General features: G+C 69.5%; 11 protein-coding genes. 7 read left to right on the top strand and 4 right to left on the bottom strand.

The features are described from left to right. Nucleotides 1–46: 46 nt before the first annotated feature. Nucleotides 47–454 carry a hypothetical protein gene (locus tag QPK27_RS21745; RefSeq protein WP_290420272.1) on the bottom strand — a complete coding sequence of 136 codons (408 nt, stop codon included), beginning with the start codon at nucleotides 452–454 and terminating at the stop codon, nucleotides 47–49. A gap of 116 nt (nucleotides 455–570) precedes the next feature. On the opposite strand from QPK27_RS21745, the gene QPK27_RS21740 reads away from it, so the two are divergent. The 3 genes from QPK27_RS21740 (at nucleotide 571) to QPK27_RS21730 (ending at nucleotide 4231) form a co-directional block, all read left to right on the top strand. Continuing rightward, entirely contained in the window at nucleotides 571–963 is a 393-nt protein-coding gene (locus QPK27_RS21740; protein ID WP_290420271.1) for a hypothetical protein, read from the top strand. A gap of 163 nt (nucleotides 964–1126) precedes the next feature. Next, a complete protein-coding gene (locus QPK27_RS21735) occupies nucleotides 1127–3805 on the top strand; it encodes a bifunctional acetate--CoA ligase family protein/GNAT family N-acetyltransferase (RefSeq protein ID WP_290420270.1) in 2679 nt (892 codons plus the stop codon). Between the two features lie 129 nt (nucleotides 3806–3934). Then, entirely contained in the window at nucleotides 3935–4231 is a 297-nt protein-coding gene (locus QPK27_RS21730; protein WP_290420269.1) for a hypothetical protein, read from the top strand. Nucleotides 4232–4440: 209 nt separating this feature from the next. Here QPK27_RS21730 and QPK27_RS21725 read toward each other — a convergent pair whose 3' ends face one another. Next, nucleotides 4441–5721 (bottom strand): DEAD/DEAH box helicase, encoded by a 1281-nt coding sequence (locus QPK27_RS21725; RefSeq protein WP_290420268.1) that lies wholly within the window; start codon nucleotides 5719–5721, stop codon nucleotides 4441–4443. Between the two features lie 94 nt (nucleotides 5722–5815). Continuing rightward, a complete protein-coding gene (locus QPK27_RS21720) occupies nucleotides 5816–5980 on the bottom strand; it encodes a hypothetical protein (protein WP_290420267.1) in 165 nt (54 codons plus the stop codon). Nucleotides 5981–6187: 207 nt separating this feature from the next. Between QPK27_RS21720 and QPK27_RS21715 the strand changes: the two genes are divergently transcribed. The 3 genes from QPK27_RS21715 to QPK27_RS21705 all read left to right on the top strand — a co-directional run bounded on the left by QPK27_RS21715 (nucleotide 6188) and on the right by QPK27_RS21705 (nucleotide 9683). After that, a complete protein-coding gene (locus QPK27_RS21715; protein WP_290420266.1) occupies nucleotides 6188–7498 on the top strand; it encodes a histidine kinase in 1311 nt (436 codons plus the stop codon). Then, the gene (locus tag QPK27_RS21710; protein WP_290420265.1) at nucleotides 7491–8285 is read left to right on the top strand and encodes a LytTR family DNA-binding domain-containing protein; all 795 of its coding nucleotides are present in this window, start codon (nucleotides 7491–7493) and stop codon (nucleotides 8283–8285) included. The genes QPK27_RS21715 and QPK27_RS21710 overlap by 8 nt, the downstream gene beginning before the upstream one ends. A 96-nt stretch (nucleotides 8286–8381) precedes the next feature. Next, nucleotides 8382–9683 (top strand): NAD(P)/FAD-dependent oxidoreductase, encoded by a 1302-nt coding sequence (locus tag QPK27_RS21705; RefSeq protein WP_290420264.1) that lies wholly within the window; start codon nucleotides 8382–8384, stop codon nucleotides 9681–9683. A gap of 48 nt (nucleotides 9684–9731) precedes the next feature. Here the strand turns inward: QPK27_RS21705 and QPK27_RS21700 are convergent, their stop codons facing one another. Further along, nucleotides 9732–10457, bottom strand: a complete 726-nt coding sequence (locus QPK27_RS21700; RefSeq protein ID WP_290420263.1) for a sensor histidine kinase — start codon at nucleotides 10455–10457, stop codon at nucleotides 9732–9734. A 193-nt stretch (nucleotides 10458–10650) separates the two neighbouring features. Here QPK27_RS21700 and QPK27_RS21695 point away from each other — a divergent pair, with 193 nt between their 5' ends. Continuing rightward, entirely contained in the window at nucleotides 10651–11130 is a 480-nt protein-coding gene (locus tag QPK27_RS21695) for a hemerythrin domain-containing protein (protein ID WP_290420262.1), read from the top strand. Nucleotides 11131–11164: the final 34 nt, after the last annotated feature.

The following is an 11164-nucleotide window of genomic DNA, read 5'->3' as shown; positions in this document are numbered from 1 at the left end:
AATTGCAGGGACGCCGCGCTGCAACAGCAGGCGGCTGCCGGGCGAATCAGGCGAGCGGGAAGCGGGGAGGTCGTTCGGGTAGGGCGAGGTCGACCGCGGCCAGGTGGCCGGCGGCGGCGTGATGAGTGAGGGCCGGGGTATCCGGCGGCGTGGCGAGCAGCGCCGGCGCGGGCGCCAGCAGGGCGCCGACGCAGCAGTCGGCGCAGGCGCTGCAGCGGCCATCATGGTCATGCGTGTCGGGGTCGTGATGGGGGGCGGCGGTCGCGGCCTGCGTCTCGTCCGAATGGCAATGTCCTTCAGCGGCGACGGCATCATGCTGCATCGCGGGCATGGCCGGCGCCGCAGCCTGCATCGTCCCGTGCGCGCACGACAGCATGGCGGCCGACGCGATTCCCTGGAACGGGAGCGCCAGCAGCATCAGCCACACGAGCAGGGAACGGACGAGATTCTTCACGCGCCGATTCTAGCATGGCGCCGGCACAACACCGCGGCAATCGGCCGCCGTTCGCCATTGCGAGGATGCGCCGACGCTGCTAGCATGCCGCGTTAGCTTAAAGACAAGTGGATACGATGCTTTTGTTCTCGCGCCTGTTCGCGCCACGCCGCAGGAAGAACCAGGAAGAGGTCGCAGGGCGCGCCGCCGAAGTGATCGCGCAGGTGCTGTTCGACGTCGGGATCGACCGCTTCCTGAACGGCAGCATGCTGCTCGACCGCCAGTTCCGGCTGCGGTTCTTTGCCGTGCCGCCCGGCACCCGGAACGACGTCGTGGCGACCATCGCCGTGCGCGACCTGGCCGAGGCGCAGCTGCTGCGCGCCTGCGTGCGCGGTGCCGCGCTCGATGCGGCCGCGGCGGCGCGCCATGCGCGCAGTCTGAGCGACGCCCTGATGCGCGAGATGCTGGCCTGCTCGCCGGAGCTGCGCGCCTTGCCGGCACGCCGCGTCGAGCAGGCGCAGCCTGCATGAGCCGGGGCGATTGAGCGACGCAGGCGACACCAGCCGCTCTTGTGCGCACCATGGCCGCCGGCGGCGCTATGCTTGAGGTATCCGCCCATCTTCCGTCGAAAGGTCGCTCCATGCATGACGCCGTCCGCTCAACGTCCGACCCGGCTGCCCGCGTGACGACATCATGAGCGTCCGTAACCTGCAACGCCTGTTCGCCCCGCGCTCGGTGGCCCTGGTCGGCGCCTCCGACCGCCCGGACAGCCTCGGCACCACGCTGCTCGACAACCTGCTGCAGGGCGGCTTCAAGGGCAAGCTGTACGCGGTCAATCCGCGCCATGAGCGCCTGGGCGACCTCGATTGTTACGCCAGCGTGGCCGACCTGCCCGAAGCGCCCGACCTGGCCGTGATCTGCACCCCGCCCGCGACCGTGCCGCAGATCGTGCGCCAGCTGGGCGAGCGCGGCACGCGCGCCGCGATCGTGCTCACGTCCAGCATGGCGCGCGCCCGCGACGCGCGTGGCCGCAGCCTGCGCCAGGCGGCGCTGGACGCGGCCCATCCTTATCTATTGCGCCTGCTCGGCCCGAACAGCGCCGGCCTGCTGGCCCCCGGCCTGGGCCTGAACGCCAGCGTGGCGCATGCCGGCGCGCTGCCCGGGCGGATCGCCTTCGTGTCGCAATCGGGCTCGCTGATGACCGGGGTGCTGGACTGGGCGCGCACGCGCGGCATCGGCTTCTCGCACTTCATTTCGCTGGGCGACTCGAGCGACGTCGACCTGGGCGACGTGCTGGACTACCTGGCCAGCGACGGCCACACCGGCGCCATCCTGCTGTACGTCGAGCAGCTGCGCTACGCGCGCAAGTTCATGTCGGCGGCGCGCGCGGCGGCGCGCAGCAAGCCGGTGCTGGTGCTGAAGGCCCAGCGCGAGCTAGATGCGGTGCGCGCGGTGGCCAGCGAAAGCGGGGCGCTGGCCAGCCAGGACGACGTGTTCGACGCCGCCATCCGGCGCGCCGGCATGCTGCGCGTGGCCACCACCGAAGACCTGTTCGCGGCGGTCGAGACGCTCGCCTACGCGCGTCCGCTGCACGGCGAACGGCTGGCCATCGTCAGCAACGGCGCCGGCCCCGGCGTGCTGGCGCGCGACGCGCTGTTGCTGGCCGGCGGCAAGCCGGCGCAGCTGGGCGAGGAATCGATCGCGCGCCTGGACGCGCTGCTGGCGCCGGGCTGGAACGCGGTCGGCACCGTCAACCTGTACGGCGGCTCGCCGCCCGAGCGCTACCACGCGGCGCTGGAGGTGGTGCTGAAGGACCCGCAGGTGGACGCGATGCTGGTGGTGCATTCGCCCACCGCGAATGTCGATAGCTCCGAAGTGGCCAACGCCGTGGCGTCGCTGGCCGGCAGCGCCTCGCGTCCGCTGCTGTCGTGCTGGCTGGGCGGGGCCTCGGTGCAGGAGGCGCGTGCGATCGTCGCCGGCGCGCGCCTGCCGACCTACCGCACGCCGGAAGACGGCGTGGCCGGCTTCCTGCAGCTGGTGAACTACCGCCGCAACCAGAACCTGTTGATGGAAGTGCCGCCGTCGATGAGCGGCGCCATGGCGCCCGACCGCGCCGGCGCGCGCGCGCTGGTGCAGGAGGCGATCCGCGCCGGACGCCTGCTGCTGTCCGATCCCGAGACCAAGGCCATCCTGCGCGCGTATGGCCTCGACCTGGTCGAGACCCGCGCCGCGCCCGACGTCGATGCGGCGGTGGCGGCGGCGCGCGCGATCGGCTTCCCGGTGGCGGTCAAGATCCTGACGCCGGACGTGATGCACAAGTCCGACTTTGGCGGCGTGACGCTCGACCTGGACAGCGAGGAAGCGGTGCGCGCCGCCGCCGGACGCATGCGCCGGCGGCTGGCCGAACTGTTCCCGCAGGCGCGCTTCGACGGCTTCTCGGTGCAGGCCATGTGCCGGCGCGCCCATGCGCACGAACTGATCGTCGGCGCCGCCACCGATCCGGTGTTCGGGCCGGTGCTGGTGTTCGGGCAGGGCGGGGTGGCGGTGGAAGTCACCGGCGACCATTCGGTCGGCCTGCCGCCCCTGAACCTGACGCTGGCGCGCGCGCTGGTCGAGCGCACCCGCGTGGCGCGCCTGCTGGCCGGCTACCGCAACCGTCCGCCCGCCAACATGGACGCGATCACCGCGGTGCTGGTGCAGGTGTCGCGCCTGATCTCGGACATCCCCGAGATCGTGGAACTCGACATCAACCCGTTGCTGGCCGACGCCCAAGGCGCCACCGTGCTCGATGCGCGCATGCGCCTGGCGCTGGCCGACCGCTCGGGCAGCACGCTCGACCGGCTGGCGATCCGCCCCTATCCGCGCGAGCTGGAGCAGACCATCGAGTGGCAGGGCGCGCCGCTGCTGTTGCGCCCGATCCGGCCCGAGGACGGCCCGGCCCACATGGCGTTCTTCGCCGCGCTGACGCCGGACGACATCCGCTACCGCATGTTCGTGCGCATCCGCGAACTGCAGCCGTCGCAGCTGGCGCGCTTCACCCAGATCGACTACGACCGCGAGATGGCCTTCATCGCCACCCGCAGGAATGCCGAGGGCGTGGCCGAGACGCTGGCGGTGGGGCGGGTGGTGGCCGACCCGGACAACATCAGCGCCGAGTTCGCGGTCACGGTGCGCTCCGACCTGAAGGGCATGGGGCTGGGCAGGATCATGATGCAGAAACTGATCGACTATTGCCGCGCGCGCGGCACGCGCGAGATCGTGGGTGAGGCGCTGCCGCAGAATGCGCGCATCGTGGGCATGGTCAGGAAGCTGGGGTTCGAGGTGAAGGTCGGCGAGGAAGGCGTGCGCGAGATGCGGCTGGCGCTGCGCTAGGTTCAGCGGCGGCGTGGCGCGGGGCTGCGCCGCTGTGACATTCGGTGGATTTTGAACAATGCAAAAATGGTATCGTAGCCGCTTTCGCCCGTGCCTCGTCCGCGCTTTCCAAACCTGCTTCCGTCGTCGATGTCCCGTCTCGGTCTGTTCTTCTGCGCTCCCTACGCCCTGTTCATCGCCGCCTGTCTCGCCTACGTGACGCTGGGCGAGGTCGGTTATGACGGGCAGTTCGCGTTCCTGCAATTGCCGGTGGCGGCGCAGCTGGAGCTGCTGCACGTGCTGGGACTGGATCGGCTGCTGCACGATATCCCGTGGCCGGATGCGTGGGGGCTGTTCATGACGCCGGCGTTCCTGCTGCTGTATGCGAGCGGGGCGTGGATCGAAAGGGCGATCGCGCGGCGCCGTGTGCCGCTGGACCACGGCTAACGCATCGGCGGTTGGCGGCGCGGTCAAATACGGCCGGGCTGGCTACTCAAAAAAAGTAACTAACCAACAAGGCGCGGCAAGTCGGCGCGGCGCCCCGTCATCGCTGCCGATAGCAGCAATGACGGGCGGGCACAGCAGCGATCGCGCGCGTGTCGTACTGGGGAGCGATGACGTAGTCAGCGCGCGTTTTCAGTGCGCTGCGGCAGGCCTCAGCGCCGGAACCGCACGTCTTCGCTCACCACCGGCGCATCCCCCTTCGGTTTCTTCGGCTTCTTCGGCTTCTTGACGATCTGACCCTTGGCATCGGTCATCGGCACCCGATGATCCGGCGCGAAGCCCGGCTCCTCGATCCGCTCCAGCGTCTGCCGCGTCAGCACCTCGATCGCCGCCAGCTGCTCGACCTCGTCCGCGCACACCAGCGACACCGCCTCGCCCGACGCGCCCTTGCGGCCCGTACGCCCGGTGCGGTGCACGTAGTCCTCGGCCACGATCGGCAGGTCGACGTTGATCACTGCCGGCAGGTCGTCGATGTCGATGCCGCGCGCGGCGACGTCGGTGGCCACCAGCACCCGCACCTCGCCGGCGCGGAAGCGCTCCAGCGCGCGCAGGCGCGCCGGCTGCGGCTTGTCGCCGTGGATCGAGTCGGCGCTGATGCGCTTGGCCGCCAGGAGATCGACCAGTTCGTCGACGCCCTTGCGGGTGCGGGCAAAGGCCAGCACCTGGGTCCAGTCGTGCTTCTTGAGCAGGTGGACGAACAGCTCCGGCTTGCGCTTCTTGTCGACCGGGACCAGCCACTGCCTGATCGCCGCCACCGTGGTGTTGCGCGGCGTGGCTTCGATGCGCACCGGATCGCGCAGCATCTGGTTGGCCAGCGCGCGGATCTGGTCCGAGAAGGTGGCCGAGAACAGCAGCGTCTGGCGCTTCTTGGGCAGTACCTTGATCAGGCCGTCCAGTTCGCGCGCGAAGCCGAGATCGAGCATGCGGTCGGCCTCGTCCAGCACCAGCGTCTTGACCTCGTTGAAGCGCACCGCGTTCTGGCGGTGCAGGTCGAGCAGGCGCCCCGGCGTCGCCACCAGTACGTCGACGCCCTTGCGCAGCGCCATCATCTGCGGGTTGATGCTGACGCCGCCATACGCCGCCAGGCTGCGCAGCGGCAGCCCGGCGGCATAGGCGCGCACGCTGTCGTGCACCTGCTCGGCCAGTTCGCGCGTCGGCACCAGGATCAGGGCGCGCGCGGCGTTGGCGCCGACCGTGCCGCTCTTGCTGAGCCGCTGCAGGATCGGCAGGGTGAAGCCGGCGGTCTTGCCGGTGCCGGTCTGGGCCGCGGCCATCACGTCGCGCCCGGCCAGCACGGCCGGAATCGCCTGCTGCTGGACCGCGGTCGGGGTCTGGTACTGGAGTGTCTCGAGGGTCTGGACGATCCGGTCGTTCAGGCCGAGGGCGGAAAAGGGATTGGCGGAGGGCTGGGGCGACGGTGGAGACAGCGACATGGACTGGGAAACCTTGCGGCAAAACTATGGAGAGGCCGTAGTGTAGCCTGCCGCGGCCGGCATTGCGAAGCGGTCGTTGCAGTCGGCGCCTGCGTCAGGTGGCGGCCGGCGCGATCGCTATGGGTGCAGCGGCAGGCGCAGCCGACAGGTCGGCGATCGGCTTGACCGGCTCGTTATGCTCGCGGCAACCGCCCAGCATCAGGCAGCTCACGGCGAGCGCGGCGGCTGCGAGGCGCGACAGGTGTCTTGTGGCGTTCATGATGCGATCCTCCGGTTGAAGGCCCGATCTTACGTCGCCCGCGCAGCCGGCGGCGCGCGGATGGCAGCGGGGCGCAACCCCGGACGCGAACCATCCGTGCCGACGGCCGCCGCTTTCGTCGGCCCAGCCCCGGCTTCGTCGCATAATAGGGGCGGAGATGGACCGGCGTGGCTAGGCTGATCGCATTTCCACACCAAAGGACGTGACATGATTTCGAGCATATTTCACCTGGGCCGGCTGCTGCTGGCCTGGATGGCGATTTTTCTGGTGCTGTGCATCTTCGCCAGCGAGGCCGGGCTGCGCCATGTCGACGCGCCGATCGGCGGCTACGCGGCGCTGGCCGGCTTTGTGCTGGGCGCCTGGGTGCTGTCGGTGGCGTTCTCGCACATCCGCCGGGTGCGGCTGGTGGCGGGTACGGTGAGCGCCGCCGCGCTGTCGAACCGCCAGCGGCGCCGCATCGAGATTCCGTTCGAGGCCGGCGAGGCGTTCGACATGATCGACGCCGCGATCCGCGAACTGCCGGGGGCGCAGATCGTCGACAGCGCGCGCGACAGCCTGCAGGTGCGGGCGCGGGTCGACGGCATCGACCCATATGGCGGCCGCTCGTCGTATGCCTGGGCGCTGGAGCACCTGTCCACGCGGCGCAACCAGATCCTGGCCACGGTGACGCCGAACGGCGACGCTGCCGGCAGCGTGACCCTGATCTGCGAGCCCGAGGGCCCGGCCTGGATCGACCTGTTCCTGGTCGACCACGGCACCAACCTGGAGAACGCCGAGGCGGTGGTGCGCGCCGTCACGCGCCGTATCGCCGAGCGCCGGCGCCAGGAAGCGGCGGCGGTGCGCGAAAGCGCCACCGAGAAGGAACTGACCGTTGCGCGGTTGAACCTGCTGCACGCCCAGGTCGAGCCGCACTTCCTGTACAACACACTGGCCAGCGCCCAGCTGCTCACGCGCAGCGATCCGGCGCGCGCCGACGCCATGCTGGGCAACCTGATCCAGTACCTGCGCCACTCGCTGCCGCGCACCGAGGATGCGCCGTCGACCCTGGGCGAGGAGCTGGAGCGCTCGCGCGCCTATCTCGACATCCTGGCGATCCGCATGGGGCCGCGCCTGGCGCTGCAGATCGAGGTGCAGGAGGAACTCAAGCGTCATGCGTTTCCGCCGATGATGCTGCAGACCCTGGTCGAGAACGCGATCAAGCACGGGCTGGAACCGAAACCGGGTGGCGGCACGGTATGGATCCTGGCGCGCGCGCTGGACAGCGCGCTGACGGTGACGGTGGCCGACGACGGCCGCGGCTTCACGGCGCAGGGCGGCGGCACTGGCATCGGCCTGCGCAACGTGCGCGAACGCCTGCGCCTGGCCTACGGCGCCGCGGCCGGCTTCTCGATCGTGGCGAATTTCCCGACCGGGGTGGCGGCGACCATCACGGTGCCGCTGGCGCTCGGTGTGGCGTCAGCGCCTGCATCTGCCGCGGCCGCGGCGCCGGCACTGGCAAGCGGAGACCGGCATGGCTGACAGCGTGGTGAAATGCGTGGTGGCCGAGGACGAGCCGCTGTTGCGCGAGGCCCTGGTGGCCCAGCTGCAGGACGTATGGCCCGAACTCGAGATCGTGGCCGTGTGCGAGGACGGCGGCAGCGCGCTGGAAGCGATCGCCGCCCATCGCCCGCAGCTGGCCCTGCTCGACATCCGCATGCCCGGCCTGAGCGGGCTGGAAGTGGCGACCGGCGTGGTCGAGATGGGGCTGCGCACCGAGATCGTGTTCGTCACCGCCTACGATCAGTACGCGATCGAGGCTTTCGAACGGGGCGCGGTCGACTACCTGCTGAAACCCGTGGCGCGCGCGCGCCTCTTGGGGACCATCGGCCGGGTGCGCGAGCGCCTTGCACGCGGGGCGCCCGACGCGGCCCAACTGGCGGCGCTGCTGGCCCGTCTGGCCCCGGCAATGCCGCCGCCGGCCCCGGGCGCGCATCCGGCGGCGCCGCTGGTCTGGCTGACCGCCAGCCGCGGCGCAGAGACGCGCCTGATCATGGTCGACGACGTCGCCTACTTCCAGTCCGACAGCAAATACACGGTGGTGATGACGGCGGACGGCGAGGCGCTGCTGAGAAAGCCCTTGCGCGAGCTGCTCGCGGTGCTCGACCCGGCCATGTTCAAGCAGGTGCACCGCTCGACGGTGGTGAACCTGCGCGCGGTGGCGGCGGTGACGCGCGACGACAGCGGCAAGGGCGTGATCCGGCTGCGCAACCGCCCGGAAACCCTGGCCGTCAGCCAGCCGTTCATGGGCTTGTTCCGCAACATGTAATGACCATGCAACGCGAATGGACTTGCCGTAGTAAAATCCGTCCCTGCTTGATGTTCCGGCGCGGTTGCCGGGCCGGGCATGATGAGGGAGGCAAGCTTGCGTAGCGATATCGTGATCGTGGGTGGCGGTGCTGGCGGTTTGGAGCTGGCCTGCAAACTGGGCCGCAAACTGGGGCCATCCAAGGTGACGCTGGTCGACAGCCGCCTTTACCATATCTGGAAGCCGTCGCTGCATGAAGTGGCGGCCGGCACCCTGGACATCCACCAGGAAGGCTTGTCGTACGCCATGCTGGCGCACGACAACGGATTCAATTTCGTGTTGGGACCGATGACCGCGCTGGACGCGGCCAACCAGACGGTCGACATCGGCGCCGTCCGTTCGGCCACCGACAATGACGAAGTGCTGCCCGAGCGCCGCCTCGGCTACGGCAAGCTGGTGCTGGCGGTCGGCAGCACCTCGAACTATTTCGGCGTGCCGGGCGCGCAGGAACATTCGATTTCGCTGAATGCGACCGAGGACGCCGAGCGCTTCCGCCTGCGCATGCTGCGCCTGATGCTGGCGGTCGAGCAGCAGCGCGAAGAGGGCAAGGAAACCGGGCTGGACGTGGTGATCATCGGCGGCGGCGCCACCGGCGTCGAGCTGGCGGCCGAGCTGCGCGAAGCCTCCGGCGCCTACGCGCGCTACGGTTTTGCGCGCATGGACGTCAAGCGCGACGTGCGCATCGCGATCCTCGAAGGCGCGCCGCGCATTCTGGCGCCGCTGCCGGAGCGTGTCTCGGCCGCGGCCCAGGCGCTGCTGGACAAGCGCGGCATCCGCGTGGTGGCCGACTGCCGCGTCACCGCGATCGAGGCCGACAAGGTGGTCGACGCCAAGGGCAACGTCTATCCGGCCGACCTGTGCGTGTGGGCGGCCGGCATCCGCGCCCCTGAACTGCTGGGCACGCTCGGCCTGCCGACCGCGCGCGGCGGCCAGGTCGAGGTCGACGCCCACCTGCGCGTGAAAGGCGTGGCCAATGTGTTCGCGCTGGGCGACTGCGCCGCCTGCATCGACGGCAACGGCGCCCCGGTGCCGCCGCGCGCCCAGGCTGCGCACCAGCAGGCCGACTACCTGGTCACCGCCTTCCTGCGCATGGACAAGGGCCGGCCGCAACAGGACACGCCGTACGAGTACCGCGACTACGGTTCGCTGGTGTCGGTGGGGCAGAGCACCAGCGTCGGCAGCCTGATGGGTTCGCTGCGCGGGGCCAGCTGGTTCGTGCAGGGCTCGGTGGCGCGCGTGATGTACACCAGCCTGCACCTGATGCATCACCGGGCGGTGATGGGGACGATGCGCACGGCCTTGCTGGCGGTGGCGCGCTTCCTGATCCGGCGCAGTACCCCGCTGGTCAAGCTGCACTGAACAATGCCTGGCCGGTCACATGGCCGGCCTGCCTTGTTGCAGTCGCAATTAAGCGATCTGCTCGCGCGGCAAGGTCATCTGCAGCATGGCCCCGCCGCCGTCCACCGCCTTCAACACCAGATCCCCACCCAAAAAGCGGGCGCGCTCACGCAGCAGGCGCAGCCCGTGGCAGCGCTTCGGCCCCGACGCCAGCGCGTCCGCGCCCGGCCCGACGCCATCGTCGCGCACCGTCAGCATGGTCATCTCCCCGTCGTCGTCCAGGATCACGTCCACCCGCTTTGCCTGCGCGTGGGCGGCGGCGTTGCGCAGGCCTTCCTCGGCGCAGCGCAGCAGCAGGGCGCCCACTTCGCGCGTGTAGGGGCTGTCGTCTTCCGGCAGGCTGGCGTTGGCGGCCAGGCCGTGCCCGGCGCCAAAGGCCGGCACCAGTTCGGCCAGCGCGGCCTTGATGCCGAGGAACTCGAGCTTGTCGTTCCACAGGTCGAGCTGCATCTTGCGGTTGGTCTCGATGATGCCGTTGAGCAGATTTTTCATCTGCGCGCTGCGGTCGCGCATCGAGGTGTTTTCGGCCGGGATGTGCTGGCTCAGCAGGGCCAGGTGCATGGTCAGCGCCGTCATCGACGAGCCGAGGCTGTCGTGCAGCTGGCGCGCCAGCTGGCGGCGTTCGTCGTCCCAGCAGTTGGCTTGCCATGCCAGCATCTCGGTCAGTTCGGCGGTGCGGGCCGCGACCAGGCGTTCGAGCTCCGGGTCGGGGTGCGGATGGGCCGTTTCGGTCATCGTAGGCTCTGTTAAATGTTTCCCAAATCATACAACAATTGACTTGGAGACGGCGCGCGCTCCGTGTCCGGCCTGTCCGCCACGCATGAGCTGGTCCTACGTGCGCTCGCGAACAGTCTGCCCGGCAGTTTCGGCGCAAGCTGGATTTGTGGCCAGCGAGCCATCATTCACAGACAAATACGGGGGTTTTACCATGCCAAACACCAAGACCAAAGACCAGGCCGCCGAGCAGGACGCCATCGTGCTGCTGACCAAACAGCACAAGGAAGTTGCCGACATGTTCGACGAATTCGAGAACATGAGCGACCGTGCCACCACCAGCAAGAAGAAGCTGGTCGAGAAAATCTGCGAACAGCTGATCATGCACACCGCGATCGAGGAGGAAATCTTCTATCCGGCGGTGCGCGAAGCCTCGAAGGAAACCGAAGACATGGTCGACGAAGCCGTGGTCGAGCACGCATCGGCCAAGGACCTGATCGCCCAGCTGCAGGAAGCCGATCCGGGCGACGAACTGTACGACGCCAAGGTCAAGGTGCTGGGCGAACAGATCGAGCACCACGTCGAGGAAGAAGAGGAAGAGATGTTCCCGAAAGTGCGCAAGCTCAAGCTCGACCTGCAGGCCCTGGGCCAGGAAATGGCGGCGCGCCGCGACGAGTTGCTGGCCTCGGCCTGAGTCGTTCGGGTCAAGGTGCTGACGGGCGGCGGCG

Origin of the sequence: Massilia sp. YIM B02443 (genome assembly GCF_030411955.1) — a bacterium.
Classification (GTDB): Bacteria; Pseudomonadota; Gammaproteobacteria; order Burkholderiales; family Burkholderiaceae_D; genus Telluria.
The sequence above is the reverse complement of the archived record's forward strand: the minus strand, read 5'-3'. Positions and strand labels throughout refer to the sequence as shown.

What these genes read in the sequence shown, in the direction of transcription:
- QPK27_RS21700 (WP_290420263.1), bottom strand. Translation starts at nt 10,457, where the DNA reads ATGACCGAAACGGCCCATCCGCACCCCGACCCGGAGCTCGAACGCCTG.
- QPK27_RS21740 (WP_290420271.1), top strand. Translation starts at nt 571, where the DNA reads ATGCTTTTGTTCTCGCGCCTGTTCGCGCCACGCCGCAGGAAGAACCAG.
- QPK27_RS21725 (WP_290420268.1), bottom strand. Translation starts at nt 5,721, where the DNA reads ATGTCGCTGTCTCCACCGTCGCCCCAGCCCTCCGCCAATCCCTTTTCC.
- QPK27_RS21720 (WP_290420267.1), bottom strand. Translation starts at nt 5,980, where the DNA reads ATGAACGCCACAAGACACCTGTCGCGCCTCGCAGCCGCCGCGCTCGCC.
- QPK27_RS21695 (WP_290420262.1), top strand. Translation starts at nt 10,651, where the DNA reads ATGCCAAACACCAAGACCAAAGACCAGGCCGCCGAGCAGGACGCCATC.
- QPK27_RS21710 (WP_290420265.1), top strand. Translation starts at nt 7,491, where the DNA reads ATGGCTGACAGCGTGGTGAAATGCGTGGTGGCCGAGGACGAGCCGCTG.
- QPK27_RS21730 (WP_290420269.1), top strand. Translation starts at nt 3,935, where the DNA reads ATGTCCCGTCTCGGTCTGTTCTTCTGCGCTCCCTACGCCCTGTTCATC.
- QPK27_RS21735 (WP_290420270.1), top strand. Translation starts at nt 1,127, where the DNA reads ATGAGCGTCCGTAACCTGCAACGCCTGTTCGCCCCGCGCTCGGTGGCC.
- QPK27_RS21715 (WP_290420266.1), top strand. Translation starts at nt 6,188, where the DNA reads ATGATTTCGAGCATATTTCACCTGGGCCGGCTGCTGCTGGCCTGGATG.